The sequence below is a fragment of the Halarchaeum nitratireducens genome, assembly GCF_014647155.1.
GTDB lineage: Archaea > Halobacteriota > Halobacteria > Halobacteriales > Halobacteriaceae > Halarchaeum > Halarchaeum nitratireducens.
This window is the reverse complement of the sequence record NZ_BMOQ01000003.1, coordinates 385,088-401,344: the sequence shown is the minus strand read 5'-3', so window position 1 is coordinate 401,344 and position 16,257 is coordinate 385,088. Positions and strand designations below refer to the sequence as shown.

17 protein-coding genes are annotated in these 16,257 nt (G+C 69.5%); 6 read left to right on the top strand and 11 right to left on the bottom strand.

Translation table 11 applies throughout. From position 1 onward, the window contains the following. Positions 1-46 precede the first annotated feature (46 nt). Positions 47-1,165 (top strand): 3-dehydroquinate synthase II, encoded by a 1,119-nt coding sequence (locus tag IEX91_RS06665; protein ID WP_188877857.1) that lies wholly within the window; start codon positions 47-49, stop codon positions 1,163-1,165. Between the two features lie 24 nt (positions 1,166-1,189). On the opposite strand, the gene IEX91_RS06660 is transcribed toward IEX91_RS06665, so the two are convergent. Both IEX91_RS06660 and lonB read right to left on the bottom strand, forming a co-directional pair. Further along, positions 1,190-1,621: a DUF7575 domain-containing protein gene (locus IEX91_RS06660; RefSeq protein WP_188877855.1), complete on the bottom strand. Its 432-nt coding sequence runs from the start codon at positions 1,619-1,621 to the stop codon at positions 1,190-1,192. 102 nt (positions 1,622-1,723) lie between these two features. Then, complete coding sequence (gene lonB, locus IEX91_RS06655) at positions 1,724-3,769, bottom strand: ATP-dependent protease LonB (protein ID WP_188877854.1); 2,046 nt, start codon at positions 3,767-3,769, stop codon at positions 1,724-1,726. Positions 3,770-3,947: 178 nt separating this feature from the next. On the opposite strand from lonB, the gene IEX91_RS06650 reads away from it, so the two are divergent. Both IEX91_RS06650 and IEX91_RS06645 read left to right on the top strand, forming a co-directional pair. Then, entirely contained in the window at positions 3,948-4,475 is a 528-nt protein-coding gene (locus IEX91_RS06650) for a nicotinamide-nucleotide adenylyltransferase (protein ID WP_188877853.1), read from the top strand. Positions 4,476-4,518: 43 nt separating this feature from the next. Then, positions 4,519-5,280 carry an SAM hydrolase/SAM-dependent halogenase family protein gene (locus IEX91_RS06645; RefSeq protein ID WP_188877851.1) on the top strand — a complete coding sequence of 254 codons (762 nt, stop codon included), beginning with the start codon at positions 4,519-4,521 and terminating at the stop codon, positions 5,278-5,280. Here IEX91_RS06645 and IEX91_RS06640 read toward each other — a convergent pair. Next, positions 5,277-7,109 (bottom strand): flippase-like domain-containing protein, encoded by a 1,833-nt coding sequence (locus tag IEX91_RS06640; protein WP_188877849.1) that lies wholly within the window; start codon positions 7,107-7,109, stop codon positions 5,277-5,279. The two genes, IEX91_RS06645 and IEX91_RS06640, sit on opposite strands and share 4 nt — an antisense overlap. Before the next feature lie 224 nt (positions 7,110-7,333). Here IEX91_RS06640 and IEX91_RS06635 point away from each other — a divergent pair, with 224 nt between their 5' ends. Then, positions 7,334-7,582, top strand: coding sequence for a DUF7123 family protein (locus tag IEX91_RS06635; protein WP_188877847.1), 249 nt, complete (start codon positions 7,334-7,336; stop codon positions 7,580-7,582). Between the two features lies 1 nt (position 7,583). On the opposite strand, the gene IEX91_RS06630 is transcribed toward IEX91_RS06635, so the two are convergent. The 5 genes from IEX91_RS06630 to pyk form a co-directional block, all read right to left on the bottom strand. Beyond that, positions 7,584-8,180, bottom strand: coding sequence for a winged helix-turn-helix transcriptional regulator (locus IEX91_RS06630; RefSeq protein WP_188877846.1), 597 nt, complete (start codon positions 8,178-8,180; stop codon positions 7,584-7,586). 44 nt (positions 8,181-8,224) lie between these two features. After that, on the bottom strand, positions 8,225-9,433 hold the full coding sequence (locus IEX91_RS06625) for an SPFH domain-containing protein (protein ID WP_188877844.1): 1,209 nt from the start codon (positions 9,431-9,433) through the stop codon (positions 8,225-8,227). A gap of 370 nt (positions 9,434-9,803) precedes the next feature. After that, complete coding sequence (locus IEX91_RS06620; protein WP_188877843.1) at positions 9,804-10,403, bottom strand: NfeD family protein; 600 nt, start codon at positions 10,401-10,403, stop codon at positions 9,804-9,806. A gap of 494 nt (positions 10,404-10,897) precedes the next feature. Beyond that, complete coding sequence (locus tag IEX91_RS06615) at positions 10,898-11,122, bottom strand: DUF7312 domain-containing protein (RefSeq protein ID WP_188877842.1); 225 nt, start codon at positions 11,120-11,122, stop codon at positions 10,898-10,900. After that, positions 11,122-12,876: a pyruvate kinase gene (gene pyk, locus IEX91_RS06610; RefSeq protein WP_188877840.1), complete on the bottom strand. Its 1,755-nt coding sequence runs from the start codon at positions 12,874-12,876 to the stop codon at positions 11,122-11,124. Before pyk ends, IEX91_RS06615 begins: the two co-directional genes overlap by 1 nt. Before the next feature lie 109 nt (positions 12,877-12,985). Here pyk and IEX91_RS06605 point away from each other — a divergent pair, with 109 nt between their 5' ends. Both IEX91_RS06605 and IEX91_RS06600 read left to right on the top strand, forming a co-directional pair. After that, positions 12,986-13,231, top strand: coding sequence for a hypothetical protein (locus IEX91_RS06605; protein ID WP_188877838.1), 246 nt, complete (start codon positions 12,986-12,988; stop codon positions 13,229-13,231). Next, complete coding sequence (locus IEX91_RS06600; protein ID WP_188877837.1) at positions 13,228-13,470, top strand: hypothetical protein; 243 nt, start codon at positions 13,228-13,230, stop codon at positions 13,468-13,470. The genes IEX91_RS06605 and IEX91_RS06600 overlap by 4 nt, the downstream gene beginning before the upstream one ends. A 3-nt stretch (positions 13,471-13,473) precedes the next feature. Here IEX91_RS06600 and IEX91_RS06595 read toward each other — a convergent pair whose 3' ends face one another. The 3 genes from IEX91_RS06595 to IEX91_RS06585 all read right to left on the bottom strand — a co-directional run bounded on the left by IEX91_RS06595 (position 13,474) and on the right by IEX91_RS06585 (position 16,200). Next, positions 13,474-14,532 carry an NAD(P)-dependent glycerol-1-phosphate dehydrogenase gene (locus IEX91_RS06595; protein ID WP_188877835.1) on the bottom strand — a complete coding sequence of 353 codons (1,059 nt, stop codon included), beginning with the start codon at positions 14,530-14,532 and terminating at the stop codon, positions 13,474-13,476. A 67-nt stretch (positions 14,533-14,599) separates the two neighbouring features. Next, entirely contained in the window at positions 14,600-15,589 is a 990-nt protein-coding gene (locus IEX91_RS06590; protein WP_188877833.1) for an NAD-dependent epimerase/dehydratase family protein, read from the bottom strand. 47 nt (positions 15,590-15,636) lie between these two features. Next, a complete protein-coding gene (locus tag IEX91_RS06585) occupies positions 15,637-16,200 on the bottom strand; it encodes a hypothetical protein (RefSeq protein ID WP_188877831.1) in 564 nt (187 codons plus the stop codon). Positions 16,201-16,257 lie beyond the last annotated feature (57 nt).

Sequence of the window (16,257 nt, the reverse complement as noted above, 5' to 3'; positions counted from 1 at the left end):
GGCCGTAGTCGCCACGTTCAAGCCGTCGCGTACTGAGGTGCAACTAATGACACGCGAAGTGTGGCTGAAGGCCGACGGCGCCGTCGGCGACTGGGAGGCCCGGAAGCGACGGATCACCGCCGGTCTCGAAGCCGGCGTCGACTGGGTGCTCGTCGACGAGGCGGACGTCGCGCGCGTCCGCGAACTCGGGCAGGTGAACGTCGCCGCGTTCACGAGCGAGGACGCCGACGTGATCGGCGAGGCCGAGGACGACGGAACGGTCGAGCTCCCGAGCGACTTCTCCGGGAGCGCCGACCTCACCACGCTGCGCCGGAACGACGAGGTGGCCGGTGCCTACGTCCGCATCCTCGGGACGGAGTACGAGTCGTTCGCCGAGGCCGCCGCCGCCGACGCCGACTACACGTTCGTCGTCGGTGAGGACTGGACGATCATCCCCCTCGAGAACCTCATCGCACGCATCGGCGACGAGACCACGCTCGTCGCGGGCGTCACCACCGCCGAGGAAGCCGACACCGCCTTCGAGACGCTCGACATCGGCGCCGACGCCGTCCTCCTCGACAGCGACGACCCCGACGAGATCCGCCGCACCGTCGGCGTCCGCGATCGGGCCGAGCGCGAGACGCTCGACCTCGAATGGGCGGAGGTCGTCGAGATAGCCGAGGCCGGCGCGGCCGATCGGGTCTGCGTCGACACGGGAACGCTCATGGACGGCGACGAGGGGATGCTCGTCGGATCGATGAGCCGCGGGCTCTTCTTCGTCTACGCCGAAACGGCGGAGTCACCGTACGTCGCCTCCCGTCCCTTCCGCGTGAACGCCGGCGCGGTCCACGCTTACATCCGGACGCCCGACGGCGGGACGAAATACCTCGCCGAACTCGAGAGCGGCGACGAGGTGCAGGTCGTCGACGTCGAGGGGCACACCCGCGAAGCCGTGGTGGGGCGCGCGAAGATCGAGCGCCGCCCGATGTTCCGCCTCACCGCCGAGACCGACGACGGCGATCGGATCGACACCCTCATCCAGAACGCGGAGACCATCAAAGTCGAGACCGAGGACGGACGCACCGCCATCACCGACGTCGAGGCCGGCGACCGCGTCAAGGTCTTCACGCAGGAGGGCGGGCGTCACTTCGGCGAGCAGGTCGAAGAGCGGATCATCGAGAAGTAGCGAGCCCCGACCGCACGCGGGCCGCTACGCGTCCCGCGTCTCCTCGCCCGGATACTCCCACTCGAGTTCGGTCGTACACCACGGGCAGAAGTCGAGGTCGGTGTCGAGTTCCTTCCCGCAGACGGGACACGTCGGCTCGTCGCTCGCCGTCCGCGCCGGCGTCGACTGCCGGACGGCGACGAAGTAGGCATCGATAACGTTACAGAGTCGGACGACCAGCAGCGCGGCGGCCGCGTCCGCCGGAAGCGCCGCGGCGCTGAGCGCGCCGAAGTCGCCGTTCGAGAGCGCGACCTGGTACGTCTGGATCAAAGAATCGGGCACGAGGACGTACGCGGTGGCGAACGAGAGCACGATCCAGCCGACCGCGCGGAGCCACGCTCGGAGGTACGCGTGTCCGATCCCCGGATAGATCACGGAGAGGGCGGCCGCGACGACGCCCCGACGGTTGACACTCACGGTTACGCGGTATAGAGCGGGGTGGCTCTTAAACGCGGTCCTCTCACTCGACGGAGCGGAGAGAAGCGAGGGGCGGGCGCGAACGCGCGGGTTGGGGCGTCGCTACTGCGGCGACGGGCTCCCGCCCTGCGCGCCGGCGCTGCTCTTGCCCTTCTCCAAGGCCTCACCGGTGATGTTCTTCAGCCGAGCGACGAGCGAGTCCTTCTCGGGCTCGCCGACGAGCGCGAGATCGAGGACCTCGCTGATGTGGCTGACCGGGATGACCTCGATCTGGTCTTTGTACTCGTCCTCGATCATGACGTCCTGTTCGTTCGCCTTCGGGATGATGACGCGATCGCAGCCGGCCTTCGCGGCGGCCTCGATCTTGTGTGTCACGCCCCCGACGGGGAGGACGTCCCCGCGCACGGACAGACTGCCGGTCATGGCGAGGTCCTGTGCGATCGGGATGTTCTCGAGGGCGCTGATGACGGCGGTGGCGACCGTGATGGAGGCGGAGTCGCCCTCGACGCCCTCGTAGGACTGCACGAACTGGATGTGGATGTCCTTGTCCGCGATGGATTCGCCCGTGTACTTCTTGATGATCGCGGAGACGTTCTCGACGGCCTCCTGGGCGATCTCCTGGAGTTTCCCGGTCGCGTAGATCTCGCCGCCCTCGCCCTGGCGGGGCGTGACTTCGGCCATGACGGGCATCATGATGCCGGAGTCCCCGCCCATGACGGCGAGGCCGTTGACGCGGCCGACGGCTTCGCCGTCGGAGGTCTTCAGCTCGTAATCCTTGCGGCGCGCGATGTAGTTGTCCGCGACCTGCTGCTCGATGGAGCGCGAGCGCTTTTTCGCCTCCAGGACGTCGTCGCGCTCGGTGTGCTCGTGGCCCTTCGAGCGGGCGATGTCGCCGGCGACGCGGACGAGCCCACCGAGGTTACGCAGTTCGAGCGTGAGGTGCTCCTTGCGGCCCGCGCGGCGCTTCGCCTCGAGGATGACCTCGCGGACGGCGTCCGGCGTGAAGTCCGGGAGCTGGCCGTCGCGCTCGATCTCCTGGGCGACGAAGCGCGCGAACTTGCGGCGCATCTCCGGGGTGTCGTCGATGGTGTCGTCCATGTACACCTCGTAGCCGTACCCCTTGATGCGCGAGCGCAGCGCCGGGTGCATGTTCTCCATCGCGTCCATGTTCCCCGCGGCGACCATGATGAAGTCACAGGGGACGGGCTCGGTCTGCACCATCGCGCCCGAACTACGCTCGGACTGGCCGGTGATGCCGAACTCGCCCTCCTGAATCGCCGTCATCAGGTGCTGCTGGGAGCGGACGTCGAGCGTGTTGATCTCGTCGATGAACAACACGCCCTTGTTGGACTTGTGGATCGCGCCGGCCTCGACGCGCTCGTGGGCCGGGGTCTCCATGCCGCCGGACTGGAACGGGTCGTGCCGGACGTCGCCGAGGAGCGCGCCGGCGTGCGCACCGGTCGCGTCCTCGAAGGGCGCCGTCTGACGCTCGGCGTTGTTGATCAGGAGCTTCGGGATCATCGCGTCGCTCCCGCGGTTCGAGTAGCGGAACGCGAAGTAGATGATCCCCGCCGCGAGGATACCGAGAAGGATCGCGCCCTCGACGAGGAAGGCGTAGCCGACCACGACCGCGAGGACGATCCACATGAGGAACGTGCGCATCTGGTTGCGCTTTCGCACTTCCTCCTGGTGGGCCTCGACGATCTGGTCGCCCTTCCCGGCGGGGACGGTCCGGACCTTCGGTTCGTTCGAGTCGTCCGGGTTGTGGTAAACGAGGACGTCCTGCAGGCTCTCCTTCGGGAGGAGTTGGCTCATCGCCTTCGCCAGCATGGACTTCCCCGTCCCCGGAGTGCCGATCATCATCACGTGACGGTGCTGTTTGGCCGCGCGCATCACGATGTCGCGGGCCTCCTCCTGGCCGATCACCTGATCGACCAGTCGCTCTGGCACCTTGATGTCCGCCGTCGAATCGACCTTGAGGCCGCCGAGGAGGTCGTCCTCCGCGGCGTCCTCGTCGATCTCGACGTCGCCCTCGACGTCCACTTCACTGCCGAGGTCGTCGAGGTCGCCGTCGGGCGAGGGGTCCGGGCGGGTGTCGGTGTCGTTCTCCCCCTCGTAGGGAGTGTCGGTCGTACGGTCGTTGCTCATAGAACCCTTATCGCTAGGTGATGGAAGGGGAGCGCGATTGATATACTTTCTCCCTCCGAGGAGCGACGAAAACGCCGGACACCGGCGCGGAGAAGCGGATATTCGCGGGTCGGTGACGCCGCCGTCGCCACGCTTATGCGGGCCCGGCGGGTGGGTGTGGGTACCGTAACAACCGATCATGACTCGTGGGTTCTACATCGGGCGGTTCCAGCCGTACCACCAGGGTCACCACCGCGTCATCGCGGACATCGCCGAGGAGGTCGACGAGCTCGTCGTCGGCATCGGAAGCGCGGATCAATCGCACAGCGTCCGCAACCCCTTCACCGGCGGCGAACGGATCATGATGATCACGAAGGCGCTGGCCGACCTCGACCTCGTGACGTACGCCGTCCCCCTAGAGGACATCAACCGGAACGCCGTGTGGGTGAGTCACGTCCGATCGATGAGCCCGAACTTCGACGTCGCGTACTCCAACAACCCGCTCGTCGTCCGCCTCTTCGAGGAGGCCGGCATCGAGGTCCGCGGGTCGCCCATGTTCGACCGCGAAGTCCTGCGCGGCACCGAGATCCGCGAGCGGATGGTCGCGGGCGACGACTGGTCCGACCTCGTCCCCGACGCCGTCGAGCGCGTCGTCTCGGAGGTCGACGGCATCGAGCGGATCAGACGGGTGAGCGACACCGACGTCGAGGCCACCCCGAACGACTGACCGATCCCCTCGCTTTTGTCCCTCGCTCGCGTTCGCACCCGACGTGATCACGCTCGCCTCCGACTTCGGATCGCCCTATCCAGCGGCGATGCGCGGCGTCCTCTGCTCGCGCACCGACGCCCGCCTCGTCGACGTCGCGCACGACTTCCCCAGACAGGACGTCCGAACCGCCGCGTTCTGGCTCCGCGAACTCCTCCCCACCTTCCCGGCCGCCGTCCACCTCGCCGTCGTCGACCCCGGCGTCGGCACTGACCGTCGACCGATCGTCGTCACCGCCGGCGAGCACGCCCTCGTCGGCCCCGACAACGGCCTCCTCCTGCCCGCCGCCCGCGCGCTCGCCGAGGGCGACGACGGCGCGGCCGTCTCGTGCTACGAGGTCCCCGTCGACGACCCCGAGAGCACGACGTTCCACGGCCGCGACGTCTTCGCGCCCGCCGCGGCCGCCGTCCACGAGACGGGACCCGACGGCCTCGACTACCCCACCGTGGACGATCCGGTCGATCTCGCCTTCCCGGAGGCCACCGTCCGGGGCGGCGAGGCACGCGGCGAGGTGCTCGTCGTCGACGGTTTCGGGAACGCCATCACGAACGTCCCCGGCGACTTCCTCGCCGGTCGCCGGGGAGCGTACGCCCGCGTTGACGGTGAGCGCGTCCCGGTCGCGCGAACGTACGACGCCGTCGAGACGGACGAACGACTGGTGACGGTCGGGAGTCACGGCAACGTCGAACTCGCGGTGAACCGGGGACGCGGCGACGCGGCGTTCGGCGTCGAGGCCGGGAGCCGGATCCGACTCGCGCTCCCCTAATCGGTCGTTCCGGCCTCAGTCTCCATCGCGTCCGCGCCCGGCCCCTCGACGGCCTCGGTGAGCGAGACGTTGAGCGTGAGCATGCTGACGACGCCGCCGACGACCGTGACGGCGTTCTTCACGGCGTGATCGACGAGAGCGACCGCGAGCGCCGCGGGCGCGCCGATCGGCGTGAGCGCGACGACGAGCAGCGTGAACGCCCCCTCGTAGAGCCCGATCCCACCCGGCGAGAGCGGGAGGACCTTAGCGAGGTTCCCCACGGAGACCGCGAAGAAGCCCGTGGCGAGGAGCGTCGAGAGCGGGAGGTCGACGCCGAACGCGAGGAGCACGCAGAGCGCGGTGAGGACGTCGATCGCCCAGACGAGAACGCTCGTCGCGCCGACGCGCGCGAACGCCGGCCCGTCCGCCGCGACGGTCTGCACGTCGGCGACGAACGACTCGACGACGCCCGCGACGAGTTCGACGTAGCCGTCGTCGCTCGCCCACTCGATCAGGCGACGGGCGTAGCCGCCGTCCATGCGTGCGGACGCGACGATGGCGACGACGGCCGCGACGGCGAGCGCGCCCACGAGCCCCGCGACGGCGAGGGCGGTCTCCGCGCTCCGCTGGTCGGCCCCGAGCGCGTCGCCCGACACGGCCCCGGCGATCGCCGCCACCTGCTCGGGCGCGAAGGCGGCGAGGCCGAGCAGGACCGATCCCGCGAGGAGCGTGATCGTGAGCAGGTCGAAGACGCGCTCGACGGCGAGCGACGCGAACCCGGAGGTGTAGGGGACGCGCCGCCGGGCCTTCACGACGTACGCGCGGATGAAGTCGCCCCCGCGCATCGGGAAGACGAGGTTCCCCGTCTGCGAGACGAACACCGCCCCGGTGAGGAACCAGACGTCCTCCCTGTAACCGAGTTCGGAGAGGATGTCCCGGTAGCGCAGCCCGCGCAGCGGCCACGAGAGCGCGTAGACGACCGCCCCGAGCGCGACGATCGCCGGGTCCGCGTCCGCCATCGCGGCGAGCACCGAGCTCGGATCGAGGTAGAAGAGCATCAGCCCGAGCGCGACGAGCGTGAGCACGATGCCCGCGAGCGCGCCCGTCCGCCGCGTCACGTACGGCTCGACGCTGAACTCCCACCAGCAGCGCACGACCTGCGAGCCCATCCCGAAGACGTCGCGCACGAGATCAACCTTCGAGTCGCCCTTCGGCTCCCAATCGACCGGGAACTCGTGGACGCGGAGACCCGCCCGCTGTGCGCGGACGAGCATCTCCGTGTCCCAGAACCAGTGTTCGTCCTCGACGTCGGGTTCGAGACGCTCGAACGCCTCGCGCGAGAACGACTTGAAGCCGCACTGGTGATCGCGCAGCTCGGACCCGAGGAAGAGCCGCGCGGCCAAGTTGAAGCCGCGGGAGGGGATGCCGCGCTTCGCCGGGCGATCCGCGACGTTCTCGGACATCCACCGCGATCCCGTCGCGACGTCGTAGTCGCCCGAGCGGACGCTCTCGACGAGGTGTTCGAGGTGGCGCATGTCCGTCGCCATATCCGTGTCGAAGTAGACGAGGACGTCGCCGTGGGCGGCCGCGAAGGCCGCGTCGAGCGCACCGCCGCGGCCGAGACGCTCGTCGCTGTGGAAGTGTCGAACGTCGTCGAACGCGGCGGCGAGTTCGTCCGCGATGTCGGGCGTTCGGTCGTCGCAGCCGTCCTCGGCCACGACGACCTCGTAGCTCCCGGCGGGGAGGAACGCACCGAGCGCGTCGCGCGTCGTGCGGACGGTGTGTTCGATCGTGTCCTCCTCGTTGTACGCGGGGAGGACGACGCTGACCTCGGTCTGCCGGTCGCTCATCTACCACTACTCGCCACGCTCCGAGTAAGTACCTTCTGCTCTCCGCCATCGGCGGTCGGGGTCGGCGGCCTGTTTCGCCATCCTACCAGGCCGGCCCCGAACGGCCGTTCGCGGGCACACGCAGTTCACTCTAATGCCCCGTTTTGTGGCCCCTTACCCCTCAAATACGGCGTTTTAACGGACGTACCAAACCCCCTATAGCCGATCGACCCCTCTCGTCACGTATGAGCACGAGCACGAGCGCGACCGCGGCGACGAGCACCCTCACCCCGAAGCAGGAACGGATCCTCGCGTACCTCCGCGAACACGCGGGCACGCGCACCTACTTCAAATCGCGGCTCATCGGCGACGCGCTCGATCTCTCCGCGAAGGAGGTCGGGACGAACATGACGGCGCTCCAAGAGGGGGAGTACGGGATCACCGTCGAGAAGTGGGGGTACTCCTCCGCGACGACGTGGAAGGTCTCGGTCTGAGTCAGGGGTCGTAGGCGACGAGCGCGTCGGCCTCGCGCGCGAGGGCGGCCGCCGCGTCGCCGAACGAGTCCGCGTAGCGGACGACGAGGACGAGCACCATCTCGGGCTGTGTGATCGCGTATCCGTCGTCTCGAGAGAGGAGGCCGACGCCCTCGAGCTCCGCGGCGTACTTACTGATCGTGCCGCGCGAGACGTCCGCGGCGTCGGCGAGCGCCGCGCCGTCCGCGTCCGGGTCGCGGAGGAGGGTGACGAGCATCGATCGGGGCGTCTCGCGGCGGAGGTAGCCGAGCGTGATCTTCTCGAGGTCGGCGAACTCCCCCGCGGGGTAGAACCGCCGATAGTCGCCGTCCCGGTAACTCTCGACCGCGCCGGCATCGACGAGCCGGCGGAGGTGGTGTTGGGCCTCGCCGGTACCGAGCTGGAGGTCGTCGCGGAGCTTCGAGAAGTGTGCGCCGGGCGTCGTCGTCAGATAGCCACCGATCGCCCCGGGGACGTCGCTCTCGCCCGCCGCCTCGTCGGCGAGACCGACGAGCGGGCTCGCGGCTCCGACCGCCGCGAACCGCCGGAGGGTCGCGCGCTTGCTCTCGTCGATCCCCATTCGGGCACGAGTACGTCGGGCTCGCGCAAAAAGTTTCGGACGCGCTACGACCGCTCCGTCTCGGTCTCGGCGTCGTCGGTCGCGTCGGGGGTCGTCGACCCAGACGTCTCCGCGGGTGACGCGCTCCCGGTATCGCCGCCCTCGAACTCGGCGTCCATCTCCTCGATGACCTGATCGGTCTCGGTCGCGCCCGTGTCCTGTCCGGCCATCACTTCCTCGGCCTGCTGTTCGAGCTTCTCCGGATCGACGTCCGCCTCCTCGCTGATCTCGTTCAGCAGCTCGTCGATGCTGTCGAGCCCGAGGAGTTCGCGCGTCTCCTCGTCGAAGTCGAGGCTGTCGAGCCCCTCGGCCTGCGTCGCCACGTCGCTGTCCGTGAGGTGCTTCCCGTATCGTCCGACGAGGCTCGTGAGCTCCTGCGGGAGGACGAACGTCGTCGACTCGCTCTCGCCCATGCGCTCGATCGCCTCCATCCCCCGCTCGATGACGGCGCGCTCGCCCATCGATTCGGCGGACTTCGCGCGGAGGACGGTCGAGACGGCGTCACCCTGCGCTTCGAGGACTTGAGACTGCTTTTGCCCCTGCGCGCGGATGATGTCCGACTGCTTCGCACCCTGCGCCTCCTCGATCGCGGACTGGCGTTCTCCCTGCGCTTCGAGGATCATCGCGCGGCGCTTGCGTTCCGCGGACGTCTGTTGCTCCATCGCCTGCTGGACGTCCTTCGACGGATTGACCTCGCGGACCTCGACGCTCTCGACGCGGATCCCCCACTCGTCCGTGGGTTCGTCGAGCTCCTTGCGGATGCGCGCGTTGATCTCCTGACGCTTGTTGAGCGTGTCGTCAAGCTCCATGTCGCCGATCACGGCGCGCAGCGTCGTCTGCGCGAGGTTCGAGACGGCGCGCTTGTAGTCGTCGACTTCGAGGAAGGCGCGTTTGGCGTTCATCACGCGGATGTAGACGACGGCGTCCGCCGTCACCGGCGAGTTGTCGCGCGTGATCGCTTCCTGTCGCGGCACGTCGATCGTCTGCGTCCGCATGTCGAACGTGTACGTCCGCGAGACGAACGGCGGGATGAAGTTGATACCCGGTTCCAAGAGGCCGCGGTACTCCCCGAAGACCGTGAGCGCCTTCTTCTCGTAGGCGTCCACGATCTCCACCATCTGATAGACCGTGACCGTCGCGAGCGCGACGAGGAGCACTGCCACGATCGTGAGCGGCAGGCTCCCGCCGAGCTGCAGCGGGGTGAGTGGGACCATGCGTAAACGATCACACAATTCGGGGATAAAGCTTCGCCCCGACCTTTTGCCGCGCGCCTTCGGCGCTTGCGAAAGCTCGACCATCGCCGGAAATCTTCGATTTCTGTCTATGCAGCGAGATCGTTCGAAAGACGCGACGCGTCTTTCGTGATGACGAGACGGCTCCGCCGTCTCGAACCACGCCGAAGGCGTCTCGCACGCAAAATGTCCGTCAGACCCCTCCACGGGAGGGGTCTTCGGACCTCGCGGCGAAGGCGCGAGCAGGATCGCTCGCGGTTCCCGTACCGCATCCGCCCACCGCCCCCGCATCCGCCTACCACTCCCGCATCCGCCTACCGCCCCCGCATCCGCCTACCACTCCCGCATCCGCCTACCGCTCCCGCTCCGCCTCGCCGTCCGTCTCCTCCGCCTCCGCGTTTCGTTCCGCGTTCGCCTCCGCTTCTCGTTCCGCCGCCGCCTCCCGTCCCGTTGCGAGTTCGCGGTCGATGTCGTCCGCGCCGTCGGTCTCCGCGACGGTGAGTACGTTCCCACCCCCAGGGTCGACGACGATCACGTCCGTTCCCTCCTCGATCGCGTCGGCGCCGTCGATGGTGCGGGCGGCGTACGTCGGGTCGAACCCCCCGGCGTCGGTCAGTCGAATCTGTCCCGACGAGCCCGTGACCCGGTCCGTGACGACGCCACGCGCGCCGCGCAGCGACGTCGATCCCTCCGTCTTCCCGCGACCGCTTCCCTCGTACAGTTCGAAGCGCCGGTAGCCCCAGAGCGCCAGCACGCCCACGACGAAGACGAGGAGGGCGAGCACGACGGGCGTGACGACGCCCGGAAGGAGCACGCCGGCGAGGCCCGCAACGAGGAGCGCGACGCCGATGACGACGAAGTGGGCACCGGGCGCGAACGCCTCCGCGATGCAGAGCGCAACGCCCGCGACGACGAGGACGAGCGAGAGCGACGCGCCGAATAGGTCCGCCATACGGGTACTCGGGGTGCGACCGGGAAGAACGTTACCCGCGACCTTTTGCTGCGCTCGCCTTCGGCTCGCTGGCAAAAGCTCGACCAAAAGCGCAGCGGACCACCTTCGGTGGTCGTTGCGCCCGAGCGCTTCGCGCTCGGTGGCTTCGCAAGTGAGTACCGCGAACGAACGCGATCGGCGCGACGGAGTCGCTCCGGAACCGGCGGGCGTCACGCGAGGCCGCAGGGCCGAGTGTGACTCAGAGAGAACGGAGTTCTCGCCCGACTCCGGGTCTTGACGGACTACTCGATCGCCGAACGCTTATACCGTGGTTTGACCACGTTTCGGCTGCCGAACGTTCCAACTGGTCAGCGTCCGCGCGACGAGCGGTCGCCGCTCGTCGCGCGGTTCACTCGCCCGGAGGGCGAGGCCGACGAATCCCCGTCAGGGGGCGAGGAAGGCTTTTTGTCGAGTTTTTGCAAGCGCGCATAGCGCGCGCTGCAAAAGGTCGTGCGTCAGCCGACGAGCAGGAGTGCGAAGACGCCGACCGCGAGCGCGACGCCGGCGACGAAGAAGACGACGTTCTCGGAGCTCGGTGAGCCGGGTTCGAGCGGCGATGGCTCCGGACGCTCGGATTCCACGACGCCGTCCTCGCCGACCTCGTTGACGCCGAAGCGCCACTGCTCGTCGCCGGCGTCCGCGTCGTCGCCACCGTCGTCCGCGCGGTCGCTCCCGGCCATCACCGCTCACTCTCGCCGCCACTGATACTGCCGGCGTAGACGACGCCGCGTTCACCGTCGATGGTGACGACGTCACCGTCCGCGACGTCGTCGCTGAGCGCCGCGCTGCCGACCATCGGGAGATCGAGTTCGCGCGCGACCATCGCCGCGTACCCCGTCAGCCCGGTGTCGGCGCTGATGACGCCCGCGAGCCGTTCGAGGTCGCCCTCGAGCTCGCCCTCGAAGTCGGCGGAGAGGACCGCGATTGCGTCGTCGGGGGCGTCCGCAAGGTCGCCGTTCGTGACGCGGTGGACGGGACCGCTCACGCGGCCGCCGACCACCGACCGCCCCGTGGCGACCGTCTCGGCGGCGACGTGGACCTTCAGGGTGTTCGTCGTGTCCGTCCCAGCGATTTCTGTCATCATCCCGGAGATGACGACGACGGTGTCGCCCGACTCGACGACCCCCGCGTCGATCGCCGCGGAGACGGCGTTCTCGATGACCGCGGAGGCGCCGCCGTTCGTGTAGTCGGCGTACTGCGGCGCGACCCCGCAGGAGAGCGCGAGCTGCCGGCGGACGTCGTCGTTCGGCGTCGTGGCGACGACCGGCATCGCGGGGCGGAACTTCGCGGCCTTCCGGGCGGTGTACCCGGACTCCGAGGCGACGACGACCGCGGTCGCGTCCACGTCGCGCGCGAGGTAGCGCGCGGAGCGCGCGAGCGCGTCCGTTCGCGACTCGTCGGCCTTGGGCACGCGCTGCTCTCGCAGTTCGTCGTACTCGTCGCTCGCCTCGGCCTCGCGGACGATGCGGTCCATCGTCTCGACGACGTGCACGGGGTCGTCGCCGACCGCGGTCTCGGCGGAGAGCATCACGCCGTCCGTCCCGTCGAGGACGGCGTTGGCCACGTCGCTCGCCTCCGCGCGGGTGGGGCGCCGCGAGTGGACCATCGAGTCCAGCATCTCCGTCGCCGTGATGACCGGCGATCCCGCGTTGCGGCACTTGCGGATGATTCGCTTCTGCGTCACGGGGACGTCCTCCATCGGGCACTCGACGCCGAGGTCGCCGCGCGCGACCATCACGCCGTACGCGGCGTCGATGATCTCGTCGAGGTTCTCGACCGCGCCCGCGCGCTCGATCTTAGCGATGATCGGGATGTCCGCGCCGAACTCCTCCAGCGTCGAGGAGATCTCGTAGACGTCGTCCGCGCTCCGGACGAACGACGCCGCGACGAAGTCCGCGTTCTCCTCGGCGGCGAGCCGCAGATCGCGTCGGTCCTTCTCCGTGACGATGTCGAGGTCGAGTTCGACGCCGGGGACGTTCACGCCCTTGCGCGACCCGAGCGTGCCGCCGCTGACGACGGACGCGGTGATGACGCCGTCGTCGACGGCCTCAACGTGCGTCTCGATCCGGCCGTCGTCGAGCAGGACGACGTCGCCGGGTTCGACCGCCGTGATGTCGTTCGAGAGGCCGATACGCTCGGGCGTCGCGGTGTCGCCGACGACGAATTCCACGCGCGCGTCCGTCTCGATTTCGATCGGGTCGTCGATCTCCGCCGTCCGGACCTCCGGACCCTGCGTGTCGAGCATCACGGCGAGCGGTTCGTCGGTGACGTCGTCGACCTGCCGAACGGTGTGGATCCGCTCGCGGCGGTCCTCGACCGTCCCGTGGCTCGCGTTCAGTCGCGCGATCGACATACCGGCGTCGGCGAGTTCGCGGATCGTATCCCGGGCGTCCGTCGCCGGGCCGAGCGTACAGATGATCTTCGCGTTCCTCATTGCCGCTCGCTTCGCTCGCCGCGAGGTAAAAGGTCGGGGGTTACTAGGAGCCGAGTTACTCTTTTCGAGCCGGCGCCACGTTCTTGCTCCTCCGGCGCTTCCTCAGCCCATGAGCCAGCGAATACGGATCGTCAGCGTCCTGCTCGTCGCTGCGTTCCTCCTCGCCATCGCGCCCGGAAGCGCCGCAGCGGCCGACGACTGTACCACCGGCGGCGTCAACGCGTCTGACGTCGAGGCGTTCGTCGACGGCTACAACGACAGCACCGACCGACTGCCCGGGATGCTCCGCGATCGGCTCGCCGACGAGCGCGTCGCCGTCGACGTCACCGGCGTGAACGACACGTACACCTGGTGACGAACGGAAGCGCGCACGTCGCGGAGATCGAGAACGGCAGCGTCGACCCGACCCTGCGCGTCACGACGACGGCGCCCGTCCTCTGTAACGCGACGGCGTCCGAGGACCCCGCTGGCTCCATGCTCGACGCCTACGACCGTGGCGACGTCGACATCGAGGGCGTCGGGATCGTTCGCGGCGCCGGCGTCACCGTCGCCAAGGCCGCCTACGGCGTCGGGAGCGCGCTCGGCGTCTGGTGACCGTCAGATGACTCCGGTCTTCGCCACGGCCTCGCGCGCCGCGGCCTCGCTGAGACCGTTCCCGAGGATCGTGTAGCGGTCCCTGATCTCGTGGGCCGTCGTGAGCGCCTCTAGGAGGAGCTCGTCGTCGATCCCGAGTCCCGCCGCGGTCGTCGGCGCGTCGATGGCGTCGAGGGCGTCGCGGACGGCGCGCCAGTCGCCGCGCTCCCCGCTGTGGAGGTACTCGGTGACGATGGCGGCGACGCCGACCTGGTGGCCGTGGAGGGCCTTCCCGGGCGCGATCCGATCGAGCTGGTGGCTCACGAGGTGTTCGGCGCCCGACGCCGGCCGCGAGGAGCCCGCGATGCTCATCGCCACGCCCGAGGAGACGAGCGCCTTCACGACCATCCACGCGGCCTCCTCCAGACCCGGACGGACGCTGTCGGCGCTCTCCACGAGGAGTTCGGCCGTCATCTCCGCGAGCGCCGCCGCGTACTCGCTGTACTCGACGTTCTTCAGCCGATTGGCGAGCCGCCAGTCCTTCACGGCGGTGTAGTTCGAGATGATGTCCGCACACCCAGCGGTCGTGAGCTCCCACGGCGCGTCGGCGAGCACGCCCGTATCCGCGACGACGGCGACCGGCGGATCCGCGGCGACACTGTGACGCGTATCGCCCTCGGGGACCGAACCCCGCCCGGAGACGATGCCGTCGTGGCTCGCCGCCGTCGGCACGGAGACGAAGCCGAGGTCGCAGCGGTCGCTCGCCATCTTCGCGATGTCGATCGCCTTCCCGCCGCCGACGCCGATCAGGTACGCGGCGTCGCTCGCTTCGGCGGCGTCGATGACGCGTTCGACGGCGTCGAAGCTCGCCGTGTCGACTTCGACGATCGCGGGGTCCGTGCCGCCCGCCTCGTACTGCGCGACGATGTCGGCCGCCGCCACCTCGTGGGGCGTCGGGCTGGTGACGACGAGCGGACGGCCGCGGAGGTGCGTGTCCGCGACGACGTCCCGAACCTCCCCGAGGACGTCGTGGCCGACCACCACGTTCCGCGGGAGCTTGATCCACGACGTTTTGGTGAACATACCGGTTCGTCGGCGGCCCGCGACAAAGCGGTTGTCCTCTCTTCTCCCCTCCGCTCCCACGGCCCCCTCAGATCGTTTCGAGGACGTCGAGGACGGTCTCCTCGGCCGCGCGCTCCGGGCCGTTCTCGACCCCCGTTCGGTCGCCCTCGCGGTGCTCCCGCGCCGTGGTCGCCATCGCTTCCGCGACCGGCGTCGAGTCCCAGCCGAGCGCGGCCAGCTTGTGCGTGTCGAGCAGGTGCGGCGCGGGCCGGTAGAGCGGGAACGACCCGAGTTCGAGGCCGACCGTCGAGAGTTCGCGGTCGCTCGCGCGGACGAGTTCGACGTCCGTATCGAGGGCGTCCGCCGCCGCGCGCAGCGTGTCCGCGAGCGTGAGCGCGTTCCGATCCCCGACGTTGTACGCCTCGCCGGGCGTTCCCGACTCGGCGACGAGCCGAAGCGCCGACGCGACGTCCGCGACGTAGGCGCGCTGCCAGAGGTTCGTCCCGTCGCCGGGGACGACGACGCGATCGTACTCGTCGACGCGGTGGAGCCAGTAGTCGAGGCGCTCCGTGTAGTCGTGGGGGCCGTAGACGACCGTCGGGCGCACCGCCATCGCGTTCACCCCCCGCTCGGCCGCGCGGAAGACCATCCGATCGCCCTCGGCCTTCCGGTTCCCGTACGTCGCGTCCGTGTCGTCCGCGGCCTGATCCGCCGAGCAGTCGCACAGCGGCGTCTCGTCCTCCCGCTTCGGGACGTCCTCGGCCGCGTACGCCGCCCCGGAGGAGACGTAGACGTACGCGCCGACGTCGGCGAAGACCTCCGTCGCCTTGCGGACGTCGCGCGGGTGGTAGGCGACGCAGTCGATCACGACGTCGGGTTCGACCTCGCGTTTCGCCGTCAGGAGCTCGCGGTCGTTCGTCCGGTCGCCCGCGTAGTGATGAACGCCCTCGCGGTCCGCGAAGGGGGACGCGTGCTCCCCGCGGTTGAAGACCGTCACGCGGTAGTCGTGATCGAGTAGCTCCTCGACCGTGTGGCGACCGATGAATCGTGTCCCGCCGACGACGAGCGCTTCGTCCATACCGGCCGATCGTGCGGCCCGCAAAAAGGGGTGACGGGACGACGGACTCAGGCGACGCGGAAGCGCGCGACGTACGCCGTCCACGCGCCGTCCGCCCGGGCGACGACGCTGAACGCATAGGTTCCGGCGCCGAGAGTGAGCGGGCCGCAGACGACCGTCTCGTTCGCGGGCGACGCGTGCGACGCGCCGACCTGGAGCATCCACGCCTGCGACGCCCCCGGCGGGATCTCGCGCCACGGCTCGATCGTCGCGTCCGGCGCGACGCGCTCCCAGCCGTCCGCCGTCTCGCGGTGGACCGCCCAGTCGTAGGGGTTCATACCGAGCGTCGACTCGCCGCCGTTCGACAGCGTGAACTGGAGCGTCCCCGGCGCCGTGACGGTCGTCGCCGACGGCCGGAGGACGACGGGCGCGTCCGCGTTCGCCGCACAGACCGTCGCGTCGGCGGCACGGAGCGACGGGCACTCCCCGAAGGGCGGCGTCGTCCCGTCGCCGTCGTCGCCGTCACCATCACCGTCGTTCCCGCCGGCCCCGCCCGAACAGCCGGCGAGCGCGACGCTCACGGTTCCGGCGAGCGCGCCGCACAGTCGGCGTCGTGAGAGCTGTGTGCCCATACCGTCGGTAACGCGACGGGCGAGAAAAGCGATTTCGGGGACTGAAACGGGCGTTTC

What these genes read in the sequence shown, in the direction of transcription:
- IEX91_RS06665 (WP_188877857.1), top strand. Translation starts at nt 47, where the DNA reads ATGACACGCGAAGTGTGGCTGAAGGCCGACGGCGCCGTCGGCGACTGG.
- lonB (WP_188877854.1), bottom strand. Translation starts at nt 3,769, where the DNA reads ATGAGCAACGACCGTACGACCGACACTCCCTACGAGGGGGAGAACGAC.
- IEX91_RS06650 (WP_188877853.1), top strand. Translation starts at nt 3,948, where the DNA reads ATGACTCGTGGGTTCTACATCGGGCGGTTCCAGCCGTACCACCAGGGT.
- IEX91_RS06640 (WP_188877849.1), bottom strand. Translation starts at nt 7,109, where the DNA reads ATGAGCGACCGGCAGACCGAGGTCAGCGTCGTCCTCCCCGCGTACAAC.
- IEX91_RS06635 (WP_188877847.1), top strand. Translation starts at nt 7,334, where the DNA reads ATGAGCACGAGCACGAGCGCGACCGCGGCGACGAGCACCCTCACCCCG.
- IEX91_RS06630 (WP_188877846.1), bottom strand. Translation starts at nt 8,180, where the DNA reads ATGGGGATCGACGAGAGCAAGCGCGCGACCCTCCGGCGGTTCGCGGCG.
- IEX91_RS06625 (WP_188877844.1), bottom strand. Translation starts at nt 9,433, where the DNA reads ATGGTCCCACTCACCCCGCTGCAGCTCGGCGGGAGCCTGCCGCTCACG.
- IEX91_RS06620 (WP_188877843.1), bottom strand. Translation starts at nt 10,403, where the DNA reads ATGGCGGACCTATTCGGCGCGTCGCTCTCGCTCGTCCTCGTCGTCGCG.
- IEX91_RS06615 (WP_188877842.1), bottom strand. Translation starts at nt 11,122, where the DNA reads ATGGCCGGGAGCGACCGCGCGGACGACGGTGGCGACGACGCGGACGCC.
- pyk (WP_188877840.1), bottom strand. Translation starts at nt 12,876, where the DNA reads ATGAGGAACGCGAAGATCATCTGTACGCTCGGCCCGGCGACGGACGCC.
- IEX91_RS06605 (WP_188877838.1), top strand. Translation starts at nt 12,986, where the DNA reads ATGAGCCAGCGAATACGGATCGTCAGCGTCCTGCTCGTCGCTGCGTTC.
- IEX91_RS06595 (WP_188877835.1), bottom strand. Translation starts at nt 14,532, where the DNA reads ATGTTCACCAAAACGTCGTGGATCAAGCTCCCGCGGAACGTGGTGGTC.
- IEX91_RS06590 (WP_188877833.1), bottom strand. Translation starts at nt 15,589, where the DNA reads ATGGACGAAGCGCTCGTCGTCGGCGGGACACGATTCATCGGTCGCCAC.
- IEX91_RS06585 (WP_188877831.1), bottom strand. Translation starts at nt 16,200, where the DNA reads ATGGGCACACAGCTCTCACGACGCCGACTGTGCGGCGCGCTCGCCGGA.